Below are 26100 nucleotides of genomic sequence, written 5' to 3'. Positions count from 1 at the left end.
AAATAAGCTCAGCATATGACCGGTGTTCCGGGGCGGGTGTTCATCGCGAGGCTGGCCGGGGTGGCCGTGTTCGATCCGGCGGGTGACCAGGTCGGGCGGGTTCGCGATGTGGTGGTGGCGTTGCGTCTGGGGGCGCGCCCGCCGCGGGTGCTGGGGCTGGTGGTGGAGGTGGCGCCGCGCCGGCCGGTGTTCTTGCCGATCACCCGGGTGACGGTGGTGGAGGCGGATGCGATCGTGTTCGATGGCCGGCTCAATGTGCGGAGGTTCCAGAAGCGCGAGGCGGAGACCCTGGTGATCGCCGAGATGCTGGACCGGACGGTGCGGCTGGTGGACGGGGATGAGCCGGTCGTGGTGGTGGACGTGGCCATGGAGCCGACGAGGACGCGGGATTGGCTGCTGTCCAAGGTGGCGGTGAGCCGTGCGGTCCGGGGTGGGCGGTTGCGGCGGCGTGGCGAGACGTTCGTGGTGGATTGGGATGCGGTGCACGGGTTCTCGGCGGTGGAGTACGGCCAGGGCGCGGCGGGGTTGATCGCGGCGTTCGAGCGGATGAAACCGGCCGATCTGGCGGGGATCGTGCATGAGCTGCCGGAGAAGCGGCGGGACGAGGTCGCGCGGGCGCTGGATGACGAGCGGCTGGCGGATGTGCTGGAGGAGTTGCCGCAGGACGACCAGGTCGAGATCTTGGGGCGGCTGGAGGTGGAGCGTGCGGCCGACGTGCTGGAGGCGATGGATCCGGATGACGCGGCCGACCTGCTGGGCGAGTTGCCGATCGAGCAGCGGGAGCGGCTGCTGACGTTGATGGAGCCGCAGGACGCGGCGCCGGTGCGGCGGTTGCTGACCTATCCGGATTACAGCGCGGGCGGTCTGATGACCACGGATCCGGTGGTGGTGTCGCCGGACGCCACGGTGGCGGAGGCGTTGGCGCGGATCCGCAATCCCGATCTGAACCCGGCTTTGGCGGCGCAGGTGTACGTGTGCCGTCCGCCCACGGCGACGCCCACGGGCCGTTATCTGGGCACGGTGCATTTTCAGCGGCTGCTGCGGGAGGCGCCGCCGACGCTGGTGAGCGGGATCGTGGACACGGAGCTGGATCCGTTGCGCCCGACGGCGTCGCTGGAGGCGGTGGCGACGTACCTGGCCACGTACAACCTGGTGGCGGGCCCGGTGGTGGACGAGAACGGGCATCTGCTCGGCAGTGTCACGATCGATGACGTGCTCGACCACATGCTGCCCGTGGACTGGCGGGAAAGCGCCATGGAAGCGGCCGCCGAGGGTACGGGGGATCCGGAGGAGGAGGCCCTTCGCGGCGGCCCGGCCGCCGGGGGTGAGCGGGACACGACCGACCGACAGGGGAGGTGACCATGACGACGCCACGCCTGGATCAGCCGCGTGAGCTGCGCCGTAGCCTGTTGCCCCGCCCGCATTACGATCCCGAGTCGTTCGGCCGGCTGTCCGAGCGCTTCGCCAGGTTCCTCGGTACGGCCCGGTTCCTGGTGTACATGACGGTCTTCGTCACGGTCTGGATCGGCTGGAACCTGCTGGCGCCGTCCTTCCTGCGCTGGGATCCGTATCCGTTCATCTTCCTCACGCTGGCGCTGTCGTTGCAGGCGTCGTACGCGGCGCCGCTGATCCTGCTGGCGCAGAACCGGCAGGACGACCGGGACCGGGTGCAGTACGAGCAGGACCGCGCCCGGAACGAGCGCGCCATCGCCGACACCGAGTACCTGACCCGGGAGATCGCGGGGCTGCGGCTGGCGTTGAGCGAGGTGGCCACCCGCGACTTCCTGCGTTCCGAGCTTCAGCAGCTGATCAGGGAACTGGACGGGGACCGCAAGGAGACCTCGGGCGCGCCGCTGCGCTGAACCGGGGGTGAGGGTCAGCCGGGAGAGGCGGGGTCGCCGAGTTTGCCGAGGATCCGGGCGAACGTCTCCCGTTCCTCCTCGTCCAGCCGTCCCAGGACGTGCCGGCGGATGCCCTCCCGGTAGGTGGGGGTGGCCTCGTCGAGCCGCCTCCTGCCCTCGGGGGTGAGCACCGCGTAGAACCCGCGCGCGTCGCTGTCGCAGGCCACGCGCTGCACCAGCCCGCCCCGCTGCATGCGGTCGATCAGCCGGGTCAGCCCGCTGCGCGACAGCAGCACCCGGTCGGCCAGGTCGTTCATCCGCAGCTTGCCGCCCGGGGTCTCGCCCAGGCGCACCAGGACGTCGAACGCGCCGAGCGCGAGACTGTGGCGGGTCGTCATGTCCGCTTGGAGCCGGCGGGAGATCTGCACCTGGGCGCGCAGCATGTCCCGCCAGAGGGTGGATTCCTCGGCGTGAATGGAGGTGGACGACGTTGTCACGGGGGCGATCGTACGGCGCGCGGCGCCGGGGTGCGAGGGGAACGGCGTCTCGCGGAGAGTATCGGCCGTGTCGCGTCAGGTAACGGGGTGCCGGGTTCGCGGGCATCGCCCGCATGTCCATACCATGGGGGCATGGCCTCCCAGTTGACGACCGAGCAGGTGACCGAGGCGCTCGCCACGGTGAACGATCCCGAGATCCGTAAGCCCATCACCGAGCTCGACATGGTCAAGAGCGTCGACATCGCGCCCGGCGGCGCGGTGCGGGTCGGCGTCTATCTGACCGTGGCCGGCTGTCCGATGAAGGACACGCTGACCCGCAGTGTCACCGAGGCCGTCTCGCGGCTCGACGGCGTGTCCTCCGTCGCGGTCGAGCTGGACGTGATGAGCGAGGAGCAGCGCAAGGCGCTGCAGACCAAGCTGCGCGGCGGCGAGCCCGCCAAGGAGATCCCGTTCGCCAAGCCCGGCTCGCTGACCAGGGTGTACGCGGTGGCCAGCGGCAAGGGCGGCGTCGGCAAGTCGTCGGTCACGGTCAACCTGGCCGCCGCGCTGGCGGCGCAGGGCCGCAAGGTGGGCGTGGTGGACGCCGACATCTACGGCCATTCGGTGCCGCGGATGCTGGGCGTCCAGGACGCGCCGACCAAGGTGCAGGACATGATCATGCCGCCGTCGGCGCACGACGTGAAGGTGATCTCGGTCGGGATGTTCACCGCCGGGAACCAGCCGGTGGTGTGGCGCGGCCCGATGCTGCACCGCGCGCTGCAGCAGTTCCTCGCCGACGTCTACTGGGGCGACCTGGACGTCCTGCTGATGGACCTGCCGCCGGGCACCGGCGACATCGCGATCTCGGTGGCGCAGCTGCTGCCGTCCGCGGAGATCCTGGTGGTGACCACGCCGCAGCAGGCGGCCGCGGAGGTGGCCGAGCGGGCGGGCGCGATCTCGGCGCAGACCCACCAGCAGGTGATCGGCGTGATCGAGAACATGTCGTACCTGACCTGCGCGCACTGCGGTGAGCGGCAGGACGTCTTCGGTACGGGGGGCGGCCGGACGGTGGCGGACGCGCTGACCAGGACGCTCGGCACCCGCGTCCCGCTGCTGGGGCAGGTTCCGATCGACCCGCGGCTGCGCGAGGGCGGCGACACCGGCACTCCGCTGGTGCTGTCCGATCCGGACGCCGAGGCCGCCAAGGAGCTCCGCACGATCGCCGACACCCTGGGCACCCGGTCCCGTGGGCTGGCCGGGATGTCCCTCGGCATCTCCCCGAAGCGGCGCTGACCGCGAGCCGCTCCGAGCCGGCGTCGCCGGGCCGGGGGCTCGACGGCGCCGCTAGGTCGCCTCGTTGTCGAACGGCGGGCGCTCGCCGTATTCGAGGCCGCCCGGCGCCGTGGTCAAGGACGGTTCGTCGTCGAAGACGCCGGTGCCGTTGGCGGTGGTGGGCCGCAGGTCGTCGTCGTGGTCTTCGAGCAGGTGCTTGCGGACGAACGTCCTGGGGTTGAGGTCGGCGACGTCGAAGTCCTTGAACTCGGGTCCCAGGCCCTCTTGCAGGTCGGCCTTGGCGTTGTTGGCCATCTGGCGTATCTGGCGCAGTGCCCGGCCCGCCTGGGCGGCCGCCTGGGGCAGCCTGTCCCCGAAGATGACCAGGGCGAGCACGACGAGCACCACCATCTCGCCGAGTCCGACGTCGAACAACCCGACCTCCACAGGCGCCAAGGGACCGGACCGTCGCGGCCCGGCCCCTTAAGGGTATCCACCTTCCGTCAACGCCCCGTATCTGGCAATCGACTCTTGACGGTCATCCTGCCTCCAGTGTCACCGGAACGGTGGTCTCCCTGCCGTCGCGCTGGTAGGTGACCTGGATCCGGTCGCCGGGCGCCTTGCTCCTGATCAGCGCGACCAGGTCGGCGGGCCCGTCGATCGGGCGGCCGTCCACCTTGGTGATCACGTCGCCGGGACGCAGGCCGGCCTTGTCCGCCGGGCCGTTCGGGGTCACCGGCTCCTGGCCCTGCGGGGCCGAGCCGATGATCCGCGCGCCGCCCTCCTGGAACTGCGGGTCGGGGATCACGCCGATCCTGGCCTGCTTGACCGAGCCGGTGTTGATGATCGACTCGGCCACCCGCTTGGCCTGGTTGATCGGGATGGCGAAGCCCAGCCCGATGCTGCCGGACTGGCTCTCCCCGCCGAGCCCGCGGCCGCCCACGGTGAGGATGGCGGTGTTGATGCCGATCACCCGGCCCTTGCCGTCCACCAGCGGGCCGCCGGAGTTGCCGGGGTTGATGGCCGCGTCGGTCTGGATGGCGTTGAGGTAGGAGGAGATCTCCCCGTTCTCGCCGCCGGTGGGCACGGCCCGGTTCAGCGCGCTGACGATGCCGGTGGTCACCGAGCTGTCCAGCCCCAGCGGCGAGCCGATGGCGATCACCGGGTCGCCGACGGCGAGCTCGTCGGAGTTGCCGGGGGTCAGCGGGGGCAGCGAGTGCTGGCCCTGCGGCTTGAGCACGGCGATGTCGGAGCCGGCGTCGCGCCCGGTGAGCGTGGCGGGCAGCCTCTTCTTGTCGTTGAACACGACCTCGATCTCGCCGCCGGACGCCACCACGTGGTTGTTGGTGATGATGTAGCCGCCGTTGACGATGAAGCCGGTGCCGCCGACGCCGTTGCCGCCGCCCTGGGCGACCCGGATCGACACGACGCTGGGCAGGACCCGCTGCGCCACGCCGGCGACCGAGTCCGGCGGGCGGTTCTTGGGCTGGCCCGAGTTGTCGCCGCCGAGGCTGACCGAGGGCTGGTCGGCGGGCCGCCCGCTGGCCATGACCCCGATGCCGGCGCCGACGCCGCCGGCCACCAGCGCCACGATCAGCGCGACCACGGCCAGCACGCCCAGGCCGGGCATGCCGCGGGACGCGGACGGGAGCGGCGGCACCGGCGCCCAGTTCGGGGAGCCGGGCGGGCCGCCGTACCCGCCGGGCGTCATGGGACGGGGAGCGCCGGGAGGGCCGCCGACGGGCATCCCGCCGGGGGGCGGCCCCGCCTGGGGTCCCGCCGGTGGCGGCTGGTGCGACTGCTGGGGCGGCCAGCCGTACGGGGTGCCGCGGCCTCCCGCACGCGGGTCCTGGCCGGGCTGCTGGTGGGCCGCCATCCTCGGGTCGTGCGGCTCGTACCCGTGTGGGACGAAGCCGGGGCGCATCCGGCCCTGCTCACCCTGATGCGGGGGCACGGGCCCGTCCGGGACGACGCCGTCGGGGACCACGTCCTGCTGGACGCCCTCACCGGGCCCGGCGGGCGGCGCACCCGGCCCGGCAGGCGCGGAGGCACCCTGGACGCTCGGCATGGGACGGTCGACGGCCGTCGGCTGCGGCGGCGCGGGAATGTCGGTGTCGCGGGCGTAGGAGTCGGGTGGCGCGAACCCGGCGACCAAGCGGTCCGCCACCCCGGGACCCTTCTCAAGACCCACCGCTCCCGACGGCTCGGGGTCGTCGTCCCGATCGTCCGGGGCGTCGTCGCGGTCGCTGCGGACCTCCCGGTCGTCCCGGTCGTCGCCGGCCCGGACCTCGGCGCCCGTCTCCGAGGGCTCGGCCGCGTCGTCACGACCACCCCCGGCACCGGGCAGAAGGTCGTCCTTCTCAGACGCCCCGGCCGGCCCGCGGCTCTCTTCCGTCATCCCCAACTCCTACCGAGCATGGTCTACCCGTCATCGCGCTCATCGTGCCCGGCGGGGCGTGTGATGAGCATAAAACGCCCCCGGCCCCCGTTCCCCGCGCAAGGGTATGGCGTACAAAGCAGGCATACGGTTCCATGACATCATTCCCCGCACGCCACCTCAATTCGCGCCACCGCGCAGGGCCGCCCGAGGCCGCGGTCCGCGCCGCCGGACGAGGCTCACCCCAACGGGTTGGCCCAGGACAGCAGCCTGCGGAACCCCCGTCCCAGCCGGGAGCGGAGGGCGTCCTCCTCCCGTGGCAGGGAGTTCACCACCAGGTCGGCGGTGTCGGGCGGAGCGTCGGTCAAGACCGTGTAAACATAGCCGTCCTTGGCCCAGACCGCCCAGTGGTGCAGCGAATCACGGCGGAACACCGTCCGGTCCCGGGTGGTGGTACGGCGCCAGCCGGTCAGGCGGGACTCGTCCAGCGCGCCCCGCTGGATGAAGACCGACACGGCGGCCAGCCCGTCGGAGTAGCTGAGATGGACGATGTCGCTCTCGGTCCTGTTCCGGGTCCTGACGGCCGCCTGCTCGTGGGGGCCGGGCCGCTGGGCGGCGGCGGGACGGCGCGCGTCGTACAGCGTCAGCCGGCCCGGCAGGGCGCCGGCGACGGGCCAGCCCTGGTCGCGCAGGGTGGCCAGTTCCTTGCCGTCCAGCCGGTCGGCCCAGGGGACGGCGGACGCCGCCGTGCTCGGCGACGCGGTCGCGGTGAGCGTCCGCGGCCGGTCCCGGCCCGCGTCGCCCGGCCGCGACACGCGCAGCTCGCTGAAACCGGTGGTGGACACGGCCTGGCCTCTCGCGTCCAGCAGCTCGCGGTGCAGCATGAGCCCGGTCTCGTGGTCGATCCAGAACCGGCCCGCGGTGGTGCCGTCCACCCGGCGGGCCTCCACGACCCGCGCCCGGCGCCCGCAGACCGACGCCTCCGGTCCCCGGACGACCCGGTAGTTGCGGATCAGCAGGCCCAGGATCTCCGAGGTGAAGCCCACCGCGCCGTTCCAGACCGGCAGGCTGTCCGGCTGGTACGTCCGCGCCGTGCCAGGCTTGGGCCGCGACCGTGCCCCGCCCGCCGGGAAGGAGGGATCGTGGTCGTAGTAGGTGCCGTCGCCCGGGGTGTGCTCGACCTTGACCCGCTGGGTCGCCGGGCTGGAGCCGCTCCACGTGGTGAGGAACTGCGTGCCCTGGTAGCGGACGCGGAGCGCCGCGCCCGCCGCCGTGTGGAGCAGCCGCACGGCCTCGGGGTCGTTGCGGGCGCGCTGCGTCTTGTGCAGGTCGGCGGCCAGCGCGACGGCGACGGCCACCGCGCCCGCCACGCCGCACACGAGTACCGTCCGCAACCGCCGCCGCCCGGAGGCGGCGCCGCCCTCGGAGGGCCCGGCGATCACGGCTCCGGAACGGGCGGGACGGAGGAACCGTGGTCGACCGGGTCGCCCATCGGCACGTCGCCCGAGGTCAGCGCGTGCTCCACGGCGAAGCGGTCGAAGGCGGGGCTCACCGTCGGCACCTCCCGCTGGCCACCGGCCGCGTACGAGGCGGCGCCCAGCCCGATCACCAGGGTCGCGGCGCCGACGGCCAGATAGCGGCGCCGCACATGGCGGGGCATCGTCGCGACCCCGCCGTAGAGCGGGGCGGTGAGGCCGTGACCCGTCACAGCGTGGGCCGAGGTGACCCGGGACGCGCGAGCGTGGACGACGGGCCGGTTGGCGCGCGTACGCGGGCGCCCGTGAAGGGGTGACGCGACCGGGACGCGGGGTGGTGAGGCGTCCAGCGGAGGAACGTCCAGTGGTGGAACGGAGGGAGCAGAGGGTCCGGAGGGAGTGTCGGGCCCGGAGGCCGTGTCGGCGAGGCCGCGGAGACGGGCCATGAAGTCGGTGGAGGGAAGGTCGTCGGCCCCGTCGCTCGCGGGAAGGTCGCCGAGCCCGCGCAGCCGCCGCTTGAGGCGGCGCAGCATGTCGGCCTCCGAGCGGCACCGCGCGCACCCCGCGAGGTGGGCCAGCGCGCGATCGCGTTCGTCGTGACCCAGCTCACCGTCGACCAGAGCGGTGAGACGCTCCCCCAGACAACTCACGCGGTTCCGGCTCCCTCGTGTCGATCCGTCGTCGCTCGGATGCGGTTCAGCGGTTTCATCGGCGTCGTGCTCGCGGTCGTGGTCGCGTTCCGCGCCATGGTGCGGCGGCCTCCTCCGGGGAGGCGCCACGGGCACGCGGACCCGCGGCGTGCCGTTAGCCGCCGCCTGACGGGGACTCGCCCGGGCCGCCGTGGGCGCGGGCCGCGACCAGGTCGCCGCCCTGATCCTTCCCCGGGGCAAGGGCCGCCGCGATGGGTTCGGCGTCCTCGCCGGCCTCGGTACGGCGGCGCGGCGCGCGGTGCTCCAGCGCCGCCCTCAACTGGGCGCGTCCCCGGTGAATACGACTTCGCACGGTTCCCAGTTTGACACCCAAGGTCGCCGAGATCTCCTCATACGACAGGCCCTCGATGTCACACAGCACCACGGCCGCGCGGTATTCGGGGGCGAGGGCGTCCAGGGCGGCCTGGACGTCGGCGTCGAAGTTGCGGTCGTCGAACGCCTGCGCCGGCGTGGGCTCGCGGCCCTGCAGGCGCTCGGCGGCGTCGTCGCCGAGCCCCTCGAACCGGATGCGCTGGCGGCGCCGCGCCATGTCGAGGAACAGGTTGGTGGTGATCCGGTGCAACCAGCCCTCGAACGTGCCCGGCGTGTAGTTCGACAGCGAGCGGAACACCCGGACGAAGACCTCCTGTGTGAGGTCCTCGGCGTCGTGCTGGTTGCCGGTCAGCCGGTAGGCGAGCCGGTACACGCGCCCGGAGTGCTCGCGCACGACCTCCTCCCAGGACGGCGGTGCCCACTCCGCGTCCGGCGCGTTCTCCCGGGCCGCGGCGGCGCGGCCACGCCCGGCGATGGCGGGCAGACCGCCCACGGCGCCGGTCAATGTCATTGCTGCGACTCCCATGATGCCGGGTCGTTCCTCTCTGCTGGCCTGGACGGTCGCGCCTGGGCTGGGGCGTCGGTGAACCGAGACCGTGCAGTCGGTGATCTCGCCTTCCGTACCGGGCCATAGCAGGCCGGCATGGGTGAAGCGGTCACCCCCTACAACGCGCTGAACCGACGATGCGTTCCCGTCCAGCGATATGGTCTTCCCAGCATGAGCCAGGCGGGGGTCCGCGAGGAGGCAGCCATCGACGCCATAGAGGCCACGCTGGCCTACGTGGAGGAATTCCTCCCCGAAGACGAGGCGCTACTGAACGCGCGGCGGCGCGGGGAGGAGATCGGCGCGGCGCCGGTCGGTCCCGCCGCGGGTGCGGCGCTGCGCTTCCTGGCCGCCCTGATCGGCGCCAGGACGGTCGTGGAGGTCGGCTCCGGCTGCGGTGTCTCCGGGATCTGGCTGCTGCGCGGCATGGCCAGGGACGCGGTGCTGACCAGCGTGGACGTCGAGCCCGAGCATCAGCGGCTGGCCAAGCTGGCCTACGCGGAGGCGGGCCTGGGCACCTCCCGCACCCGCATGATCGCCGGCCGGGCGCTGGAGGTGCTGCCGCGGCTCACCGACGGCGCCTACGACATGGTGTTCTGCGACGCGCTGAAGACCGAGTACCCGGAGTACCTGACGGCGGCGCTGCGGCTGCTACGGCCCGGCGGGGTGGTGGCGTTCGACAACGCGCTGTGGCACCACCGGGTCGCCGACCCCTCCAAGCACGATCCGGAGACCACCGCGATCCGCGAGGTGGGCTCCATGATCAGGGACGATGAGCGGCTGGTGCCGCTGCTGCTCCCGGTCGGCGACGGCCTGCTGTGCGCCGTCAAGCGGTCCTGAGGCGGATGCGATGCCCGCGCAGACGGCGTTCACGGTACGGACCAGGCGCTCGTGGCAGGCGGTCTGGCAGCTCGTGGCCTTCCTGATCCTGGTGCTGGCCTCGGCCGGGTTCGTGGGCGGCGGCCTGATCCGGGGCACCGGGTCGCGCAGCCTGGTCGTGATCATCCTGGGCACGATGGGGCTGGTGCTGTTCGGCGCGGGGCTGCTGGGCGCGGTGGGACGGGTCCTGGGACGGCGGCCCGTCCTGGAGCTGACCGACGAGGGGGTGCGGCGCCCGGCCCGCTGGCCGCTGCCGCGCCGGGCCGACCGGCTGCTGCCCTGGTCGCGGGTGGAGGCGCTGGCGGCGCTGCGCCGCGGGGTGCCGGGCACCCGCCGCGGCGAGCAGGACTACCTGGTGTTCCTGCCGTCGGACGAGCTGGTCGAGCTGGCCCGTACGGCGGAGCGGCCGAGGCTGGTCGCGCTGACCCTCACCGACGTCCCCGCCACGGCGGAGGCGGCCTCCTGGTGCTTCCCCGTGGAGCCGTCGTGGGACGCGCCGCTGAAGGAGGTCGTGGTGCAGGTGCGCCGCCGCCGCGAGGTCCCGGTGATCGACCGCCGGAAGCGCTAGGAGCCCGCCAGCCAGCGGAGCAGGAGGCGGGCGCCGAAGCCGGTGGCGCCCTTGGTGATCTCGGCGTCGTCGGACGTGGCGCGTCCCGGGCCCGCGATGTCCAGATGCGCCCAGGCCCGGTCGCCGGCGAACTCGCGCAGGAACAGCGCGGCGGTGATCGTGCCGGCGCCGAACCCGGGGCGCCCGGTGTTGGACACGTCGGCGACGTCGGAGTCGATCGCCTTGCGGTAGTCGTCCACCAGCGGCAGCCGCCACACCGGCTCGCCCGCCGCGGCGCCCGCCCCGGCCAGCGCGCCGGCCAGGCCGTCGTCGGTGGCGAACAGGGCGCCGTGCCGCAGGCCCAGGGCCACCTTGGCGGCCCCGGTCAGCGTGGCCAGGTCGATCACGACGTCGGGGTCGAGCTCGGCGTCGGCGTAGGCGAGCGCGTCGGCCAGGACGAGACGGCCCTCGGCGTCGGTGTTGAGCACCTCCGAGGTGGTGCCGCCGAAGTGGGTGATCACGTCGCCGGGGCGCATGGCCGAGCCGGACGGCAGGTTCTCCGCGGCGGCCACCAGGCCGGTCACCCGGTCGGCGACGCCCAGGTCGCGCAGGGCGCCCATCGCCGCGATGACGGCGGCGCCGCCCGCCATGTCGGTCTTCATGGTCTTCATGCCCTCGTTGGGCTTGAGGGACAGCCCGCCGCTGTCGAACGTGATGCCCTTGCCGACCAGCACCACATGGCGGCCGGAGCCCGTCCCCGGGTAGGCCAGCTCGATCAGCCGTGGCGGGCGGGACGACCCCGCGCCCACCGCGAGCAGGCCGCCGAAACCGCCCTCGGCCAGCTCCTTCTCGCCGAGCACCCCCGCCCGCAGGCCGGACGCGGAGGCGACCTCCTCCGCGCGTTCGGCCAGCCAGGACGGGCTCTTCTCCGCCGAGGGGGTGTTGGCCAGGTCGCGGGCCAGGGCGGTGGCGCGGGCCAGCACGGTGCCGCGCTCGACGGCGGGCCCGGCCGCCTCCGGCCCCGCCTCGGTCAGGACGGCCAGGGTGCCGAGCGGCGCCTTCGGCCCCGTGGGGGCTTCGGCCTGGGCGCCGATCCTGAACCGGTACGAGGCGAGCAGGGCGCCCTCGACGAAGGCCGACAGGTCGCCTTCGGGGACGCCCGCCGCCAGCGCCGTGCGGCCCTTCCCGCGGCGGGCCAGCGCCGCCCCGGCCTTCCGCAGGTCCGACGGCGACGCCTCGCCCACCCCGTACAGCAGCAGCTCCCGCACCGTGTCACCGAGCCGCACGGGCGCCGCGACGATCTCACCCGGCTCGCCCTTGGCGTTGTACAGCTCCAGCAGCTCCTCCAGCGCGAACGGAAGCAGCCTGGCCGCCTCCGCCGGAGGCGCCACCGGTCCCGAGCGGACGGGCACCGCGAGCGCCTCGGCCCCGAGCTCGACGGCCGCCTCGGAAACGGCGCCGCCGACGGCGCGAACCCGGGTCTCGATGGGCATGGTGGAGATCCCCCTGATCTCGTTCATCGGTGGTCTGCGTTCGGGGGGTTCCAGGGGGTCGTTCCCCTGTTCCAGGAGCCGTCCCCCTGGCTCGGCGCTCAGGGTGCCTCGGCCCGCGTCGCAGCGGGCATGCCTCCCCAGCCCCCGGGACCTGGTACCGCGAAAGGGCCGGTCAGCCGACGACGTCCTTGAGGGCGTCGCCGAGTTCCTTGGCCTCGTCGGCGGACAGCTCGACCACGAGGCGACCACCGCCTTCGAGCGGGACACGCATGACGATTCCGCGCCCCTCCTTGGTCACTTCGAGCGGACCGTCTCCCGTCCGCGGCTTCATCGCCGCCATGCGTGCATCCCCTTCCTGCCTAGGGCCATATGGGGCCTCCGGGCACCGTTGGCCGCGTGGCCGCCTGTCGCATCCGCGTCATCAGTAGTGGTTCATTATCCCGTGTTCAGGGCGCGAAGTGGTAACGATCAGCAAGCGGGCACCGGGAGACTGGTTCACATGAACGCTCGTTCGGCGCTGTTCGACCTGTACGGCGACCACTTGCGGCAGCGCGGCGGGCGGGCGCCCGTCGCCGCCCTGGTGCGGCTGCTCGCCGCTCTCGGGATCGCCGCCCCCGCCGTCCGGACCGCGGTGTCGCGGATGGTCCGGCAGAACTGGCTGGAACCGGTGCGCCTCGCCCGGGGCGCGGGGACCGTTCCCGGGTACGCGCTGACGCCGCGGGCGGTGCGGCGCCTGGACGAGGCGGCGCACCGCATCTACCGGGATCTGGAGCCTTGGGACGGGCATTGGCACCTCTTGGTGGTCGAAAGGGTGCGTGAGCGGTCACGGCGGGAACGCCTCGCGACGGGCCTGGCCTACCTGGGTTATGCCCGGCTGGACGAGACCACGTGGATCGGGCCGCGCGCCAATCCGGAGCTCGACCCGCTGCTGACGGCCGAGTCGGTGCGGGTGGAGCGGTTCCGGTCCCGGCACGAGGGGGATTCGCACGGGCTGGTCGCACGGGCCTGGGACCTGGAGGGCCTGGCGCGGGCCTACGAGCGCTGGATGGCGGACGCGAAGGAGCTGCTGGAAGGGCATCCCGTGGACACCGACGAGCGGGCCTTCGCCGTGCGCAGCCGCCTGGTGCACGAATGGCGCAAGTTCCTGTTCCACGACCCCGGACTGCCCCAGGAGCTGCTGCCTCAGGGCTGGCCGGGCGCGCTGGCGGCACGCTACTTCGACGACGCCTCCGCGCGCCTCTTGCCCGCGGCGGCGCGGTTCGTCGAAGGTTGCCTCGACGGGTACGGCGAGGCCGCGGAGGATCGGCGGCGTGCAGGAGGCGAGGACGACGGTGTCTGAAACGGTGGCGTACGACCTGACCGAGGGTGTGGCGACGATCACACTCGACCGTCCCGACGCGATGAACTCGCTGACCGTGGCGATGAAGGAGGCGCTGCTCGCGGCGGTGGAGCGGGCGGCGGGCGACGACGCCGTCCGGGCGGTGATCCTCACCGGGGCGGGACGGGCCTTCTGCGCCGGGCAGGACCTGCGCGAGCACGCCGACAACCTCGCGGCGGGCCGGGGGCTGGACGACACCGTCCGCAAGCACTACAACCCGGTCGTCGAGACGATCACGTCCATGCCCAAGCCGGTGGTGGCGGCGGTGAACGGGGTGGCCGCCGGGGCGGGGGCGTCGCTGGCGATGGCCTGCGATCTGATCATCGCCTCGGACCGGGCGTCGTTCTCGACCGCGTTCACCGGGATCGGCCTGGCGCCCGACAGCGGGATGTCCTGGACGCTACAGCGGCTGGTGGGCCGGGCCAAGGCCGCCGAGCTGCTGCTGCTGGGTGAGCGGATCAAGGCGGCCGAGGCCCTGGCGCTCGGCCTGGTCAACCGGGTCGTCCCGGCCGACGAGCTGGCGCCCGCGGCGGTCGAGCTGGCCCGGCGCCTGGCCGCGGGCCCGACCCGCGCGTACGCGGCGGTGAAGGCGGCACTCGACCACGCCGCCGCCCATGACCTGTCCTCGTCCCTGGCCAAGGAGGCGGACCTCCAGGACGCGTGCGAGAAGACCGCCGACCACCACAACGCCACCGAGGCGTTCCTGAAGAAGGAGCGGCCGACCTTCGAGGGGCGCTGAGACCGCGAGACCCGGCCCGGACCGCCGCGCCCCGCCCGCCCCCCAGCGGGTCACCCCGGCTGGGAGGCGATGGCGCGCCAGTGGCAGCTTTCCAGATGGTCGTTCACCAGGCCGCACGCCTGCATCAGGGCGTAGGCGGTGGTCGGCCCGACGAAGCGGAAGCCGTGCCTCTTCAGCTCCTTGGACAGCGCCTTGGAGCCATCGGTGAACGGCGGGACGTCCTCCGTCGTCTTCGGGACGGGCGCGGACCCGTCGGCGTACCGCCACGCGGTCGCGGCCAGCCCGCCGGGGAGGTCGAGGGCGGCGCGGGCGTTGGCGATCGCGGCCTCGATCTTGGCCCGGTTGCGGACGATCGCCGCGTCGCCCATCAGCCGCTCCACGTCCTCCGGCCCGAACGCGGCGACCTTCTCCGGGTCGAACCCGGCGAAGGCGGCGCGGAACCCCTCCCGCTTGCGCAGGATGGTCAGCCAGGACAGCCCGGACTGGAACGCCTCAAGGCAGAGCCTCTCGTAGATCCCCTGGTCGTCCCGGACCGGACGGCCCCATTCGTCGTCGTGGTAGGCGACGTAGTCGGGCGCCGACAGCCCCCAGGGGCAGCGGGCCAGGCCGTCGTCGCCGAGTATCGCGGTGCTCACCGCCCCGTTCTACTCCAGCCCTCCGACGGAACCGGCGCCGCCCGCCGCTCCGGCGGACGCCGGGGCGGGTCCGGGCGCCTCGGCGAGCCGGGCCAGGCGCCGCAGCCCCACCCGGAGGAAGAAACCGATCATCGGCCCGGCCGCCAGCCAGCCGATCCGTCCCAGCGGGCCGAACGGCAGGTCGATCCCCTCCATCCAGCGGACCCGGCAACCCCCCTCGGCAAGCGGTGTGACCTCGAAGAACGCCTCGCCGCGCACCAGCCTGCCGGTGTGCCGGACGGTGACCCTGCGGCCCGGGGTCCACTCGGTGATCACCATGGTGTCGCGGAAGCCGACGGGGCCGATGCCCGTCCAGGCCACCAGGTCGGCCCCGACCCCGTGGCCGCCCTCCGCCCGGGTGAACGGCATCCACCGCTCGTGCAGGGGCCAGTCGACGAGCAGCGCGAAGACCCGGTCGGGTGTGGCGGACGACACGGCGTCGGCGTGGATCGCGACACGGCTCATGAGCGGCCTCCGTCCCCCTCGGTGCGGTCTGCGGCCGACACGTGGCCCTTCACCAGGTCGACGCGGCCACCGTCCGGGAACGTCCACGGCGGGGGCTCCGGCGCGTCGTCCGCGGTGTCCTCCTGGGAGTCCTGGAGGGTGTTCTCAAGCTCGTGGCCGTCGTGGCCCTCGTGGAGGCGGCGTTCCAGTTCGCCGATCCGGTGTTCGAGCGCGGCCATCCTGGCGTCCCGCTCGTACACCGCGCGGCGGAGCCGGCCGATGGCCTCGTCGGTCCTCTCGACCTGGTACCCCCAGAAGCCGCGCGGCAACGCGAACGGCTCGGGGCCGGTGAACGGCCGGTCCTCGTACGGCGGCAGCGGCGGGAGGTCGCGCCGCGCCGGCGACAGCTCGCCGCCCCGGCCCATCGCCAGCGCCACGACGGCGGCCAGCACCGCCAGGCAGGCCAGGACCAGGACCACAGCCACGATCGCGCTCCGATCTGTCGATGTCTCCGCATGACGATCGTGCCATGCTCGGAGCCATGGAGTCGTACGAGCCTCGGGTCCTGGCCCGGAACGCGCCCGTCCCCGGCGGGGTCGTGGACGCCGGGACGGCGCCGCCCGCCGAACGCGTGAAGGAGCTGGTGGCCGGGGGCAGGCCGGTGTCGGTCACGCTCGTCCGCGAGGACGGCGCGGACGGGGACACGGAGCCCGATGCGGGGCTGCTGGCCGCCGCGTCGGTCTACGCCTGGCTGGGGGTACGGGTGTTCCGCGTGCCCGAGGGGCAGATGCCCGCGCTCCGGCAGGTGCTGGACATGGTCGCGTCCATCCAGGGGGTACGCCCGCCGACGCTGACCCGGCGCGGTCTCGCCTAGGCCGGGCCAGCGCGGCGGACGCGGACGGGGTCAGTGGCGGATGCGGTGCCACGGGCCGGTGATGGCGAAGGTCACGCCCGGGGACTGCCGGTTGGCGAACAGGGTGCGGCCGTCGGGTGAGAAGGTCGCCCCGGTGAACTCGCTGTCGTTGAACGCGTTGCGCGCGAACGCGAACGCCCGGCCCTTGCGGTCCGTGCCCACCAGGTGCTGCTCGCCGTCGCCGTCCTCGGCCAGGATCACGCCGCCGCCGTACGGGGACACCGTGATGTTGTCCGGGCCGTCGAACCTGCCGCCCGGCTTGAAGATCAGCTCCAGCCTGATCCGGTCGGTCCTGGGGTCGTAGGTCCAGACCTGGCCGGCGTGGTCGGCCGCGGCGCCGTCCTCCTTCTTGGAGTAGCTGGCGACGAAGTACGCCTTGCCGTGCCCCCACCAGGCGCCTTCCAGCTTCTGGCTACGGGTGACCTTCCCGTCCTCGAACTGCTTGCGGATCGAGGTGGTCGTGGCGGCCGGGTCGGGCACCGCCTTCCACTTGACGCGGAACTCCTCGCCCGGCTCCTGGGCGAGCGACAGGTCGGGCAGGTCCCGGCAGACCATCACCTCCAGGCGCCCGCCCTCCAGGTAGGCGTGGTACTGGCCGCGGTGCGCGCGCGGGCGGAACCGGTAGAACAGCCCGAACGGCCCGCTCGCGTCCTCGGTGAGGTACGCCTCCAGAGTGTGCGGGTCGATGGCCACCGCTTCGTGGGCGAAACGGCCCATCCCGGTGATCGGCACGGGCTTGGTCCGTTTGCCGGTCGGGTCTACCTCGAACACCCAGCCGTGCGACTTGGTCTGGCCGCTGAAACCCTCGGTCTCCTCACAGGTCAGCCACGTACCCCAAGGGGTACGGCCTCCCGCGCAGTTGGTGGAGGTGCCCGCGAGGCTGATGCGCTGGCTCACCAGGTCGCCGTGGGAGTCCACCTCAAGCGTGGTGGTCCCTCCGAAGGCGGCGGGGTCGTACACCAATGAGGAGGGCGCGACGGGCTTGACGCCGCTGGCGGTCTGCTCGTGGTTGCGCACGAGACGGAGGGTGTTCTTGCGGCTGCCCTCGAACGTGGCCATGCCGTCGTGCGCACCCGGTACGAGCACGCCGTCGGCGATGGTGTCACCCTGCGCGGACAGGGTCTTGTAGGAAAAGCCCTTGGGAAGGTCCAGGACGCCCTTGGGGTCCGGGACCAGAGGGCCGTAACCAGCGGCTCCACCGGCCTTGGCCTCGGCCGAGGTCTGGAAGATCGTGTCGAGGCTGCCGGCGAGGGCGATGGACAGCGCACCGGCGGCGCTGCCCTTCATCACCCCGCGACGGGACACGGACATGGCGGCTCCTTCGCATGAACAACGATCATGGGGAGCCTGGCGCGTGCCCGTGAACCGCCGGTGAACCAGCCCCGTCCGTGGGCCGAACCCCCAGGACACACTTCCGATATCCGGCTAATCACACCAAACCGGCCGGGTCACAGCTCGGCCTCGGCGTAGTCCGCCGGCGTGTACTCGATCCGCGGCTGGGACCGCTCCAAGAGATCGAACGCCTCCGGCACCGACGCCGTCCAGCCGATCGCGTCCCAGATCTTGGGACGGGCGAACCCCTGCTCGGTCAGCCCGGTCATCAGCTCGCGCAGCGGCTCGTACACCCCCGTCGGGTCGAGGATCACGACCGCCTTGGAATGCATGCCCAGCACCCGGGCCGTCCAGATCTCGAAGAGCTCCTCCAGCGTCCCGATGCCGCCGGGCAGCACCAGGAACGCGTCGCTGCGCCGGTCCATCTCGCCCTTGCGGGTGCGCATGTCGGGCGTGACGACCAGCTCGTGGTTCTCGGGGTCGGCGATCTCCACGCTGACCAGCCCCTCGGGGATCACCCCGATGGTGCGGGCGCCGCCGGCCCGCGCGGCGCGGGCCACGGCGCCCATGCACGACACCTGCGCGCCGCCGCTGACCAGGCTGTGCCCGCGCCGCGCCAGCTCGGCCCCGACCTGCTCGGCCAGGTCCAGATACACCTTGTCGATCTTGTTGCTGGAGGCGCAGAACACGCACACGGCCAACCGGCGGGACGACTCGCCGGTCCCGTCCTCCTGGACCGAATCCGCGGTGGTCATCAGCTGCCGTCCACTCCCTCGGCCTCGGCGGCGGCCCTGGCCGCCTCCTCCTCGTCGCGCAGCCGGGCCTGCTGGACATGCGCGTCCACGATCACGCGGACGGCCTCCTCGGGATCGTCGGTGAGGTGGAACAGATCGATGTCCTCGGGGGAGATCTTCCCGGAGGTCAGCATGGTCTTCTTCACCCAGTCGACCAGGCCGCCCCAGAACTCGGTGCCGACCAGCACGATCGGAAAGCGGGTGATCTTGCCGGTCTGCACCAGCGTGATCGCCTCGAACAGCTCGTCCAGCGTGCCGAAGCCGCCCGGCAGCACGACGAACGCCTGCGAGTACTTGACGAACATCGTCTTGCGGACGAAGAAGTAGCGGAACTCCAGGCCGATGTCGAGATGCGCGTTGAGCTTCTGCTCGAACGGCAGCTCGATGCCCAGCCCGACCGACAGCCCGCCGGCCTCGTCGCAGCCCTTGTTGGCGGCCTCCATGATCCCCGGCCCGCCGCCGGTGATCACCGCGTAGCCGGCCTCGTGCAGCCGGGCGCCGATGTCCACGGCCAGCTCGTACTCGGGCGAACCCGGCTTGGTGCGAGCGCTGCCGAAGACGCTCACCGCGCGCGGGATCTCCGCCAGCAGGCCGAATCCCTCCACGAACTCGGCCTGGATCCGCAGCACGCGCCAGGGGTCGGCGTGGACCCAGTCGGAGGGGCCACGGGCGTCCAGCAGGCGCTGGTCGGTGGTGGTCTGCGGCACGGCCCTGCCGCGCAGCATGGCGGGCCCCTGTCGCCGTGTCCGGTGGTTCGCGTCCGTTGTCATGCCCCTCACCGTAACCAAGCGGCGGGCACGGCCGTGCATGGAAAGTGACGGCAGTGACGCTTTCCGTGCGAACGACGCTGATCCGAACGTGGCAAGAAATCCCCGCTCTGCTGCCAGGTGGCTGCATGCCGCCCACCCGGTCAACACTCGTCGTCCATCCGCCCGCCCGGACCCGGGCCGTCCGATCATCGCGACGCCTTCGCCGGACCGTCCCGCGTGGCTGCCGCCCGTGCGTCCAGTTCAGACCCCTGAACCGGACGACGCACACGGCCGCGGTGACCCCGCGCCGGTCTTCGTGAACGCCTCCAACCGCCGCGCCCGGTGGGTCCGCCGCTTCGCCATCATGGCCGGTGCCGTGCTGCTCGTGAGCGGCGTCAACCTGGCCCTGGACACCAACGTCCCGCTGACGCCCTCGCCGGCAGGGGGCCAGTTCTCCGGTCCCGCCGGTGAGGAAAGACCGACGATCGGCCCGAGGCCGAACGCGGGCTAGCCAAGCCAGGCGAGCATACGGCGCTCGCAGTCGGCGATCAGCGGGATCTCGACGTGCTCCTCCTTGGTGTGGGCCAGGGTCGGCTCGCCGGGACCGTAGTTCACCGCGGGAACGCCCAGGTCGGCGAACCGGGACACGTCCGTCCAGCCGAGCTTGGCCCGTACCGCCGCGCCGGCGGCCGCCACGAACGAGGCGGCGGCCGGATGGTCGAGGCCGGGACGGGCCGCGGGCGCGCCGTCCACGATCGTCACCCGGTGGCCGGGGAAGAGGTCCCTCACGTACGCCTCGGCCTCCGCGAGCGACTTGTCGGGAGCGAACCGGTAGTTGACGGTGACCACGCACTCGTCCGGGATCACGTTCCCGGCGACGCCGCCGCGGATGAACACGGCGTTCAGGCCCTCGTGGTACTCCAGGCCGTCCACCACCGGACGGGCCGGTTCGTAGGCGCGCAGCACGTCCAGCACCACGCCCGCGGAGTGGATCGCGTTGGAGCCCATCCAGGCACGCGCGCTGTGCGCCCGCTTCCCCTCGACGGTGATCTCGGCCCGCAGCGTCCCCTGGCAGCCCCCCTCGATCAGGCCGCCGGTGGGTTCCATCAGGACGGCGAAGTCCCCCTCCAGCAGCCCGGGACGGGTCTCGACCAGCCGCTTGAGCCCGTTGCGGTCGGCCTCGACCTCCTCGCACTCGTAGAAGACGTAGGTGATGTCGCGGCTGGGCGCGGACAGCGCGGCGGCCAGCTTCAGCGCCACCGCGACACCGCTCTTCATGTCCGTGGTGCCGCACCCGTACAGCCGGTCCCCCTCGACCCGCGACGGCAGGTTGCCGTTCAGCGGGACGGTGTCGAGGTGCCCGGCCAGGATGACCCGCTGGTCGCGCCCGAGCTCCGTGCGGGCGACCAGCGTGTCGCCGTCCCGCGCGACCCGCAGGTGCGGCAGCGGCGCCAGCGCCTCCTCCACCGCGTCGGCGAGCGCCTTCTCGTTACCGCTCACCGATTCGATGTCCACGATCGCCGCCGTGAGCGCCGCCACGTCCAGTCCCAGATCCAGCCGCATGCCCCCCAAGCGTACGCAGGGTCAGCGCCGCGCTTCCTGAAGGTGGTCATTGAACTGCACCGAGATCCGGTGCTCGCTCGACGGCCAGGCCGGGACCATGAGCGCGTCCACCCGTCCGGCACCACCCCGCGGCCGCGACACCACCGAGAGGGGACGCCGCGTGCCCGCGGGCATGAAGACGTCGATCCCGGTGAGGAACGGCTGCGCGGCGAACACCGGAATCGGCGCGCTCAGGTCGGTGACGCCGTCCTTGCCCGCGTCGTAGGTGAAGATGCCGATCGCGCGCTTGGCGCGCGGGGTGTTGGCGGCGTTCAGCACCTCCCGCCCGTTGATCCGCAGCGAGTCCCCCGCGCCGCCCTGGTCGCCCCACCACTCCTTCTGCCGGCTGATCGTCATCGCGGAATGCCCGTCGCCGGTCTCGACCTGAGATGCCGGCCCTTCGCCCGGACGGCTCGTCAGCAGCCGGACGAGGTCGTCAGTACGCAGGAACGGCTGGAAGTACAGATGATGGGTAGAGGCCGGGCCCCACACCAGCGCGAACTCGTAGTGGGCGCCGCCGTCGGCCTTGAACGGGCCCCATGACCCGTCCCCGGTGATGTGGAAGACCGCCTCGGGCCGCCGCGTCCTGCGGTCTCCTGTGCGCGGGTCCACCCGGTAGATCTCCAGGCGCGCACCGTCCGCCCCGACGTTGGCGGGGAACAGCACGGCCCGTCCGGACAGCCGTGCGTGCCTCCGCGGGACGATCGCGGTCGTACGCGGCGCCCGTCCCGTGAGGAACCGGAAGATCTCGGCGAACGTCTCGGCCGACGTCACGACCTGGGTGTGCGACTGGCCGGAGAAGTAGACATTGGTCGCCCCGCCCACCGCGCGGGCCGTGGAGCCCTCGCCCCACACGGCCAGCGTCGGCACGCCGCCCGGCTGATCGGCCGAGGTCGCCCCGTCCAGGTTCACGTAGTGCGCGACGGCGGCCGCCCTCTCGGGCGAGCTCCTCAGATACTCCTGCATGAGGCCGGTGCCGAGCGAGTGCGCGACGAGATCGACCTTGTCCTTGCGCGCCTTGGCACGCAGGCGCGCGATCCGCTGGTCCAGGGACGCGAACACCTCGTCACGGGTGTTCTCCACGAACAACGAATCGTACTCGTGCGCCTCGATGAACTCGGCCCGGTACCCGTTCGACGCCAGCCGCCGCGCCTGCGTCTCGAACTGCTGGCCGGACCCGCTGAACCCGTGCACGAAGATCACCGGTCGGCTCGCAGGCCCCGGACCCACCCCGGCCTCCGCCCCACCTGCCGCCATCGTGGAAACCACCACACACGCCGCCACCAAGGCGGCAAGCCGTCGGAACATGGGGCCGAGCCCTCCTTCGCCGGGGGTCTCACCAGACTCCGATCACCCCACCCCCGGGTCAAGAGCGCACCTGATCGCCTGTGACCGCCCACAACCCGGACCCCCGCCGCCGATCGCCGGACACAGCCGTCCGGCCGGAACCTTGTGCGCTACTCTCGACTGGCGGTTTCACCAGCGGTCAGGCCCCCGGCCGAGGAGTTCCGGACGTGACCACGCAGCCCCTCCAGCCCGGAGATCCACGGCAGACCGGGCCCTACCGGTTACTCGCCAGGCTGGGCTCGGGCGGCATGGGCTCGGTCTTCCTGGGACGTTCGGCGGGCGGCCGGACCGTGGCGGTCAAGCTGGTGCACGCCGAACTGGCCCGCGACCCCGAGTTCCGCCGCCGGTTCCGGAACGAGGTGCGGGCGGTCCGCGAGGTGGGCGGGGAGTTCACGGCCCCGGTGCTGGACGCCGACACCGAAGCGGAGATCCCGTGGCTGGCCACGGCGTACATCGCCGGTCCCACACTGCAGGAGGTGCTGGACGGCGGGTACGGCCCGCTTCCCGAACGGTCCCTGCGCCCGCTGGCCGCCGGCCTCGCCGGAGCGCTGCGCGCGGTGCACGGCCGCGGGCTGGTCCACCGCGACCTCAAGCCCTCCAACGTCATCCTCACCCTGGACGGGCCGCGCGTCATCGACTTCGGTATCGCGCGGGCGGTGGACTTCAGCGTCGCCACCCGGACCGGGGCGGTCCTCGGCACCCCCGCCTTCATGTCGCCCGAGCAGGTCCGGGGCGAACGGGTCACACCCGCCAGCGACGTCTTCTCCCTGGGGTCGGTGCTGGCCTACGCGGCCACGGGACGCTTCCCGTTCGCCACGGCCGACTCCGGCATGCACGCGGTGATGATGAGGATCTCCTCGGCCGAACCCGACCTGGACGGCCTGCCCGGGCCGCTGCGTGAGCTGGCCGAGTCATGCCTGGCCAAGGACGCCTCCGCGCGCCCGTCCCCGGCGGAGATCATCGAGCGGGTGGGCGCCGCCGTCACCGGCCCGTGGCTGCCGCCGGAGGTGATGGAGCACCTGAGCCGCCATGCCGTCGCGCTCCTCGACCTGGAGGCTCCCGGGCCTGACGGCCCCCGTACACGTCCCGCCGAACGGTCACCCACGTTCCCCGCCGCCCCGCAGCCACCGCAGCGGCCTGTGAGCGGTCCGCCACCGGCGGCCCTTCCCCCGGCGGCACCACCCGCTCCGGCCTTCCCCGCCCGGGAACCGATCCCGCGGGCCCTGGGGCTGGTGATCGGGGCGTTGGCGGCGCTGATCGTGGTCGCCGTCGTCGCCGTGGTGCTCAAGACAGCCGGCAACGGGCGACCATCCGCCTCCGAGGCGCGCGAGAACGGCGCGTCCGGAACACCCGCCGCCACCGCGCCACGCGCCACGAAGACGACGCGGACCGCGACGGAACCGGCGGCGAAGGGTGACGTCCCGCCGGCGTTCATCGGAACGTGGGAAGGCACCATCACCGGACCCCAGACCCGGCGAATGACCATCAAGCAGGGACGCTACGGAAACGACGTCGTCATCACCCGAACCTCCGGAAGCAGGGCCCGCTGCGAGGGCGCGGGCACGCTCGTATCGGCCGGCGCACGCACCCTCGTGGTCGACACGCGCGTGACCGCCAGCGAACCTCCAGGCGCCTGCGTCAGCGTCGGGGAGCAGACGCTCACGCTGACCGGCGATGACACCATCCGCTTCCGCGCCGAGGACGGCACGAGCACGGGCACGCTCCGCCGCCTGAGGTAGCCCCCGTTTTCACGCGAGGCCGGCCGTGACCTCGGCGAGACGCGTTCAGCGGGTGCGGCCGATCTTCTCGCCCGGTCGGTGCCCCGGAAGCCGGCACGGCGCCGACCTGCGGGCCCGACTGTGAAGTCGTTCCTGTTTCGTCGCCGCGTGCGCTCCTAAGCTGAGCCGAGGCTCTTCCGGAGGTCAGCATGATGATCAGCCGCCGACGCGCGGGGAACGACGTCCGGGTCTCCTTCTCCGCGCTGATCCGGCTGCGCGACGAGGACCGGCATGTGCTCTTTCACACGCCCAACCGCCCCGGTTCGTTCAACCCGCCCGGAGGCGTCTACAAATACTTCGTGCCCGCTGTACCCGTGCTCGACGACCTGGGCTTCCGTCCCGACCGTGCCGTTTCGCTGGCCGAGGTCATGCGGGCCGACCTGCGCGGTTTCCTGCCCGCCTCATCCGTGGGCGCCTTCCTCCGCTGGTTCTCCATAGGCGCCTACCGCGAGGCGCCCATCGAGTGCCTGCATCGAGAACTGGCCGAGGAACTCGCTGAATGCGGTTTGCGCGAGCTTCTGCCCGTCGCGTCGGAAATCGCCTTCACCCACGTGCGTTCCGTTGTCGAGCGCTCCGTCGTCAACGGGCCGGCGCCGGACAGACCGTACCGGCAACTGCGGCACTTCGAGGTGTACGAGCCGGTGATGACCGGCCCCGCCGCGGTCCGCCTGCGCCGGGCGCTCATCGAGGCGGGCGAGAATGACACGGTGTCCACCGTCATCTGCGCCACGTCCGAGCAGATCAGGCACGGCCGCAGCGGCACCGCGCTGCTCGGCGGCCACTGCGGCTACCTCATCGGTGACAGGCGTTACCAGCCCGATCTGCCGATGGTGCGCTGAAGCCGTGTCCGCGGAAGGAATCGGCCTCTACACGGCGCGCGGCTGGAAGCGCAGGAGCGTCCGCGTCTCCGGCGCATCCCTGGAAGAAGTACGCGCCGTCCCCATACCGATGGGCGATCCCCACACGCAGGCTTGGGATCGTCCCCCTCCCGCCGGTCACGACGTGTTCGAGCTACAGGTACCGGTCGTCCTTGACCCCTTGCCCGCGCCGCGGCGCTACGCGGGCGTGTTCGTGCGCGTAAGCCTGGACGACCAGCGCGTCAACGTACAAGGCGTCCAGCGGTATCCGGAAGCGGCACAGGGAGACCTGCCCGTCACGGCCGAGGAAACAGTCGGTGCGGCCGCAGGCGTGTTCTTCGGCCACAGCGCGAACCCAAGGCAACCCGGGGTGCGGGACGGCCGGTACGGGCTGCGCGTCGTGTTGACCGTCCCCGTCGATCTGCCGGACCTCAGCGGCACGGTCCGCGTCGACACGACGTTCGCCCACCGTGGGTGGCTGCTTCGCCGCCCCCGCCTCGAACATGCCCACGGCGACACCCTGGTGCGCTTCACGATGCATCTACCGGACGAGCGTGTTCCGGCGGTGCCCGTCTCCGGCGCGGACCCGGCACACCCGCACGACCGGAGGCCGTCGGTGCGGTTGTGCCTCGCGGCCGACATCGAACGGTTCAGCCGGTTCCGGACACCCGAGGCGGCCCGTGCCCAGGAACGCTTCGTCGGCCTGCTGGCCGAGGCCCGCCGCCACGCGGGCATCCCGGACGGGGACGTCGACCCGCAGGAGTCGGGGGACGGCCGGTTCGAGGTCTTCCCCGCGCCGCTGGACGAGGCGAGCGTCATCCCGCGGCTGGTCGAGGGACTGCGCGACGCGCTCGCCCGGACCAACGCCGACCTGAACGCGCACGCCCGGCTGCGCATCCGGGTGGCGCTGCACCGCGGGCACCTCCACCACGGGGTGAACGGCTGGGTCGGCGAGTCCGCGATCGCCGTCCACCGCCTGCTGGACTCCGGACCGCTACGCCGCGCCCTGACCGACCACCAGAAGGCCGACCTGGCACTGATCGTGCCGGACGTCCTCTACCGCGACGTCATCGGCCACGGATACGGCGGCCTGCCCCCGGACCGGTTCCGCCCCGTCCACGTCCGCATCCCGGAGAAACGCTTCGAGGAACCCGCCTGGATCTACGTCCCCGACTAGCCGCCGCCCCCGAGACTCCCGACGGCCCGCCCGCGGCGTTCATGGGCCTCGCGCTGGGTGGTCCACTCGGCGAACCGGCGGTAGATCACCTCTTCGATCTCCCCATCGTGCTCGTAGGAGTCCTCGAAGTCCGCGAGGTCGGTGGTCATGTGCGGCCGCTCCGGCACCCGCCACAGCGCGAAGATCGTCTTGTCGAGGGCCTTGGCGTAGCCCGCCTCGATGTTCAGGCCGACCCGCTTGGACCCGGCGTCGCCGGTGAGGTCCAGCAGGACCGCCTCGGCATCGGCGATCTCGTGGAAGACGCGGTCGAGAACCTGTCTCGGCGCGGAGCCGCCGGTGTTCCACTGCTGTTCGTCGCGTATGTGGGCGTAGGTCCGCAGGCCGGCTCTG

Annotated in this window: 29 protein-coding genes; 12 read left to right on the top strand and 17 right to left on the bottom strand. The window is 72.7% G+C overall.

All coding sequences use genetic code 11. The features are described from left to right. Nucleotides 1–15: 15 nt before the first annotated feature. On the top strand, nt 16–1359 hold the full coding sequence (locus tag ACGWYJ_RS35850; protein WP_395111018.1) for a magnesium transporter MgtE N-terminal domain-containing protein: 1344 nt from the start codon (nt 16–18) through the stop codon (nt 1357–1359). Nucleotides 1360–1361: 2 nt separating this feature from the next. After that, a complete protein-coding gene (locus tag ACGWYJ_RS35845) occupies nt 1362–1862 on the top strand; it encodes a DUF1003 domain-containing protein (protein ID WP_395111017.1) in 501 nt (166 codons plus the stop codon). Between the two features lie 14 nt (nt 1863–1876). On the opposite strand, the gene ACGWYJ_RS35840 is transcribed toward ACGWYJ_RS35845, so the two are convergent. Next, nucleotides 1877–2338, bottom strand: coding sequence for a MarR family winged helix-turn-helix transcriptional regulator (locus tag ACGWYJ_RS35840; protein ID WP_395111016.1), 462 nt, complete (start codon nt 2336–2338; stop codon nt 1877–1879). 132 nt (nt 2339–2470) lie between these two features. Here ACGWYJ_RS35840 and ACGWYJ_RS35835 point away from each other — a divergent pair, with 132 nt between their 5' ends. Beyond that, nucleotides 2471–3610 (top strand): Mrp/NBP35 family ATP-binding protein, encoded by a 1140-nt coding sequence (locus tag ACGWYJ_RS35835; protein WP_395111015.1) that lies wholly within the window; start codon nt 2471–2473, stop codon nt 3608–3610. Nucleotides 3611–3661: 51 nt separating this feature from the next. Here ACGWYJ_RS35835 and ACGWYJ_RS35830 read toward each other — a convergent pair whose 3' ends face one another. From ACGWYJ_RS35830 to sigE, 5 genes are all read right to left on the bottom strand, one after another. Beyond that, nucleotides 3662–4024, bottom strand: coding sequence for a sec-independent translocase (locus ACGWYJ_RS35830; protein ID WP_395111014.1), 363 nt, complete (start codon nt 4022–4024; stop codon nt 3662–3664). 103 nt (nt 4025–4127) lie between these two features. Next, on the bottom strand, nt 4128–5987 hold the full coding sequence (locus tag ACGWYJ_RS35825; RefSeq protein WP_395111013.1) for a S1C family serine protease: 1860 nt from the start codon (nt 5985–5987) through the stop codon (nt 4128–4130). A gap of 218 nt (nt 5988–6205) precedes the next feature. Next, entirely contained in the window at nt 6206–7408 is a 1203-nt protein-coding gene (locus tag ACGWYJ_RS35820) for a sigma-E factor regulatory protein RseB domain-containing protein (protein ID WP_395111012.1), read from the bottom strand. After that, the gene (locus ACGWYJ_RS35815; RefSeq protein ID WP_395111011.1) at nt 7405–8091 is read right to left on the bottom strand and encodes a zf-HC2 domain-containing protein; all 687 of its coding nucleotides are present in this window, start codon (nt 8089–8091) and stop codon (nt 7405–7407) included. Before ACGWYJ_RS35815 ends, ACGWYJ_RS35820 begins: the two co-directional genes overlap by 4 nt. A 154-nt stretch (nt 8092–8245) precedes the next feature. Further along, nucleotides 8246–8989: an RNA polymerase sigma factor SigE gene (gene sigE / locus ACGWYJ_RS35810; protein WP_395111010.1), complete on the bottom strand. Its 744-nt coding sequence runs from the start codon at nt 8987–8989 to the stop codon at nt 8246–8248. A gap of 192 nt (nt 8990–9181) precedes the next feature. Between sigE and ACGWYJ_RS35805 the strand changes: the two genes are divergently transcribed. After that, nucleotides 9182–9847: an O-methyltransferase gene (locus ACGWYJ_RS35805; RefSeq protein ID WP_395111009.1), complete on the top strand. Its 666-nt coding sequence runs from the start codon at nt 9182–9184 to the stop codon at nt 9845–9847. Nucleotides 9848–9857: 10 nt separating this feature from the next. Further along, on the top strand, nt 9858–10454 hold the full coding sequence (locus ACGWYJ_RS35800; RefSeq protein ID WP_395111008.1) for a hypothetical protein: 597 nt from the start codon (nt 9858–9860) through the stop codon (nt 10452–10454). Here ACGWYJ_RS35800 and ACGWYJ_RS35795 read toward each other — a convergent pair. Next, nucleotides 10451–11926: a leucyl aminopeptidase gene (locus tag ACGWYJ_RS35795; protein ID WP_395111019.1), complete on the bottom strand. Its 1476-nt coding sequence runs from the start codon at nt 11924–11926 to the stop codon at nt 10451–10453. The genes ACGWYJ_RS35800 and ACGWYJ_RS35795 overlap by 4 nt on opposite strands. A gap of 172 nt (nt 11927–12098) precedes the next feature. Next, nucleotides 12099–12266 (bottom strand): DUF3117 domain-containing protein, encoded by a 168-nt coding sequence (locus ACGWYJ_RS35790; RefSeq protein WP_285698573.1) that lies wholly within the window; start codon nt 12264–12266, stop codon nt 12099–12101. A 159-nt stretch (nt 12267–12425) separates the two neighbouring features. Between ACGWYJ_RS35790 and ACGWYJ_RS35785 the strand changes: the two genes are divergently transcribed. Then, the gene (locus ACGWYJ_RS35785) at nt 12426–13265 is read left to right on the top strand and encodes a PaaX family transcriptional regulator C-terminal domain-containing protein (protein WP_395111007.1); all 840 of its coding nucleotides are present in this window, start codon (nt 12426–12428) and stop codon (nt 13263–13265) included. Next, a complete protein-coding gene (locus ACGWYJ_RS35780) occupies nt 13258–14043 on the top strand; it encodes an enoyl-CoA hydratase-related protein (protein ID WP_395111006.1) in 786 nt (261 codons plus the stop codon). The genes ACGWYJ_RS35785 and ACGWYJ_RS35780 overlap by 8 nt, the downstream gene beginning before the upstream one ends. A 50-nt stretch (nt 14044–14093) precedes the next feature. On the opposite strand, the gene ACGWYJ_RS35775 is transcribed toward ACGWYJ_RS35780, so the two are convergent. The 3 genes from ACGWYJ_RS35775 to ACGWYJ_RS35765 are packed head-to-tail and all read right to left on the bottom strand — an operon-like array spanning nt 14094 to nt 15646. Then, a complete protein-coding gene (locus ACGWYJ_RS35775) occupies nt 14094–14678 on the bottom strand; it encodes a DNA-3-methyladenine glycosylase I (RefSeq protein ID WP_395111005.1) in 585 nt (194 codons plus the stop codon). A 9-nt stretch (nt 14679–14687) separates the two neighbouring features. Then, a complete protein-coding gene (locus tag ACGWYJ_RS35770; RefSeq protein WP_395111004.1) occupies nt 14688–15182 on the bottom strand; it encodes an SRPBCC family protein in 495 nt (164 codons plus the stop codon). Then, complete coding sequence (locus ACGWYJ_RS35765; RefSeq protein WP_395111003.1) at nt 15179–15646, bottom strand: hypothetical protein; 468 nt, start codon at nt 15644–15646, stop codon at nt 15179–15181. The genes ACGWYJ_RS35770 and ACGWYJ_RS35765 overlap by 4 nt, the downstream gene beginning before the upstream one ends. Nucleotides 15647–15690: 44 nt before the next feature. On the opposite strand from ACGWYJ_RS35765, the gene ACGWYJ_RS35760 reads away from it, so the two are divergent. Beyond that, nucleotides 15691–16035 (top strand): hypothetical protein, encoded by a 345-nt coding sequence (locus ACGWYJ_RS35760; RefSeq protein ID WP_395111002.1) that lies wholly within the window; start codon nt 15691–15693, stop codon nt 16033–16035. Nucleotides 16036–16065: 30 nt separating this feature from the next. On the opposite strand, the gene ACGWYJ_RS35755 is transcribed toward ACGWYJ_RS35760, so the two are convergent. The 3 genes from ACGWYJ_RS35755 to ACGWYJ_RS35745 all read right to left on the bottom strand — a co-directional run bounded on the left by ACGWYJ_RS35755 (nt 16066) and on the right by ACGWYJ_RS35745 (nt 18970). After that, nucleotides 16066–17385, bottom strand: coding sequence for an alkaline phosphatase PhoX (locus tag ACGWYJ_RS35755; RefSeq protein ID WP_395111001.1), 1320 nt, complete (start codon nt 17383–17385; stop codon nt 16066–16068). A gap of 137 nt (nt 17386–17522) precedes the next feature. Further along, entirely contained in the window at nt 17523–18161 is a 639-nt protein-coding gene (locus ACGWYJ_RS35750) for a TIGR00730 family Rossman fold protein (protein WP_395111000.1), read from the bottom strand. Further along, entirely contained in the window at nt 18161–18970 is an 810-nt protein-coding gene (locus ACGWYJ_RS35745) for a TIGR00730 family Rossman fold protein (protein ID WP_395110999.1), read from the bottom strand. The genes ACGWYJ_RS35750 and ACGWYJ_RS35745 overlap by 1 nt, the downstream gene beginning before the upstream one ends. Before the next feature lie 295 nt (nt 18971–19265). On the opposite strand from ACGWYJ_RS35745, the gene ACGWYJ_RS35740 reads away from it, so the two are divergent. Next, a complete protein-coding gene (locus ACGWYJ_RS35740; protein WP_395110998.1) occupies nt 19266–19460 on the top strand; it encodes a hypothetical protein in 195 nt (64 codons plus the stop codon). Here ACGWYJ_RS35740 and dapE read toward each other — a convergent pair. Both dapE and ACGWYJ_RS35730 read right to left on the bottom strand, forming a co-directional pair. Beyond that, nucleotides 19457–20512, bottom strand: a complete 1056-nt coding sequence (gene dapE, locus ACGWYJ_RS35735) for a succinyl-diaminopimelate desuccinylase (protein ID WP_395110997.1) — start codon at nt 20510–20512, stop codon at nt 19457–19459. The two genes, ACGWYJ_RS35740 and dapE, sit on opposite strands and share 4 nt — an antisense overlap. Before the next feature lie 21 nt (nt 20513–20533). Further along, nucleotides 20534–21754 carry an alpha/beta hydrolase gene (locus tag ACGWYJ_RS35730; protein ID WP_395110996.1) on the bottom strand — a complete coding sequence of 407 codons (1221 nt, stop codon included), beginning with the start codon at nt 21752–21754 and terminating at the stop codon, nt 20534–20536. 311 nt (nt 21755–22065) lie between these two features. Here ACGWYJ_RS35730 and ACGWYJ_RS35725 point away from each other — a divergent pair, with 311 nt between their 5' ends. From ACGWYJ_RS35725 to ACGWYJ_RS35715, 3 genes are all read left to right on the top strand, one after another. Beyond that, a complete protein-coding gene (locus tag ACGWYJ_RS35725) occupies nt 22066–23637 on the top strand; it encodes a serine/threonine-protein kinase (RefSeq protein WP_395110995.1) in 1572 nt (523 codons plus the stop codon). Nucleotides 23638–23825: 188 nt separating this feature from the next. Further along, a complete protein-coding gene (locus ACGWYJ_RS35720) occupies nt 23826–24515 on the top strand; it encodes a hypothetical protein (RefSeq protein ID WP_395110994.1) in 690 nt (229 codons plus the stop codon). 4 nt (nt 24516–24519) lie between these two features. Continuing rightward, the gene (locus tag ACGWYJ_RS35715) at nt 24520–25710 is read left to right on the top strand and encodes a hypothetical protein (protein ID WP_395110993.1); all 1191 of its coding nucleotides are present in this window, start codon (nt 24520–24522) and stop codon (nt 25708–25710) included. On the opposite strand, the gene ACGWYJ_RS35710 is transcribed toward ACGWYJ_RS35715, so the two are convergent. Continuing rightward, the coding region (locus tag ACGWYJ_RS35710; protein ID WP_395110992.1) for a hypothetical protein at nt 25707–26100 on the bottom strand (394 nt) is incomplete at its 5' end. The genes ACGWYJ_RS35715 and ACGWYJ_RS35710 overlap by 4 nt on opposite strands.

It is taken from the genome of Actinomadura sp. SCN-SB (genome assembly GCF_043906805.1).
Lineage (GTDB): Bacteria > Actinomycetota > Actinomycetes > Streptosporangiales > Streptosporangiaceae > Spirillospora.
The sequence above is the reverse complement of the archived record's forward strand: the minus strand, read 5'-3'. Positions and strand labels throughout refer to the sequence as shown.

Bases quoted from the DNA above. Each gene is read 5' to 3' on its own strand.
- ACGWYJ_RS35745 (WP_395110999.1), bottom strand. From the start codon at position 18,970: ATGACAACGGACGCGAACCACCGGACACGGCGACAGGGGCCCGCCATG.
- ACGWYJ_RS35720 (WP_395110994.1), top strand. From the start codon at position 23,826: ATGATGATCAGCCGCCGACGCGCGGGGAACGACGTCCGGGTCTCCTTC.
- ACGWYJ_RS35795 (WP_395111019.1), bottom strand. From the start codon at position 11,926: ATGCCCATCGAGACCCGGGTTCGCGCCGTCGGCGGCGCCGTTTCCGAG.
- ACGWYJ_RS35805 (WP_395111009.1), top strand. From the start codon at position 9,182: ATGAGCCAGGCGGGGGTCCGCGAGGAGGCAGCCATCGACGCCATAGAG.
- dapE (WP_395110997.1), bottom strand. From the start codon at position 20,512: ATGCGGCTGGATCTGGGACTGGACGTGGCGGCGCTCACGGCGGCGATC.
- ACGWYJ_RS35760 (WP_395111002.1), top strand. From the start codon at position 15,691: ATGCTCGGAGCCATGGAGTCGTACGAGCCTCGGGTCCTGGCCCGGAAC.
- sigE (WP_395111010.1), bottom strand. From the start codon at position 8,989: ATGGGAGTCGCAGCAATGACATTGACCGGCGCCGTGGGCGGTCTGCCC.
- ACGWYJ_RS35850 (WP_395111018.1), top strand. From the start codon at position 16: ATGACCGGTGTTCCGGGGCGGGTGTTCATCGCGAGGCTGGCCGGGGTG.
- ACGWYJ_RS35825 (WP_395111013.1), bottom strand. From the start codon at position 5,987: ATGACGGAAGAGAGCCGCGGGCCGGCCGGGGCGTCTGAGAAGGACGAC.
- ACGWYJ_RS35845 (WP_395111017.1), top strand. From the start codon at position 1,362: ATGACGACGCCACGCCTGGATCAGCCGCGTGAGCTGCGCCGTAGCCTG.
- ACGWYJ_RS35750 (WP_395111000.1), bottom strand. From the start codon at position 18,161: ATGACCACCGCGGATTCGGTCCAGGAGGACGGGACCGGCGAGTCGTCC.
- ACGWYJ_RS35770 (WP_395111004.1), bottom strand. From the start codon at position 15,182: ATGAGCCGTGTCGCGATCCACGCCGACGCCGTGTCGTCCGCCACACCC.
- ACGWYJ_RS35790 (WP_285698573.1), bottom strand. From the start codon at position 12,266: ATGGCGGCGATGAAGCCGCGGACGGGAGACGGTCCGCTCGAAGTGACC.
- ACGWYJ_RS35785 (WP_395111007.1), top strand. From the start codon at position 12,426: ATGAACGCTCGTTCGGCGCTGTTCGACCTGTACGGCGACCACTTGCGG.
- ACGWYJ_RS35755 (WP_395111001.1), bottom strand. From the start codon at position 17,385: ATGTCCGTGTCCCGTCGCGGGGTGATGAAGGGCAGCGCCGCCGGTGCG.
- ACGWYJ_RS35835 (WP_395111015.1), top strand. From the start codon at position 2,471: ATGGCCTCCCAGTTGACGACCGAGCAGGTGACCGAGGCGCTCGCCACG.
- ACGWYJ_RS35800 (WP_395111008.1), top strand. From the start codon at position 9,858: ATGCCCGCGCAGACGGCGTTCACGGTACGGACCAGGCGCTCGTGGCAG.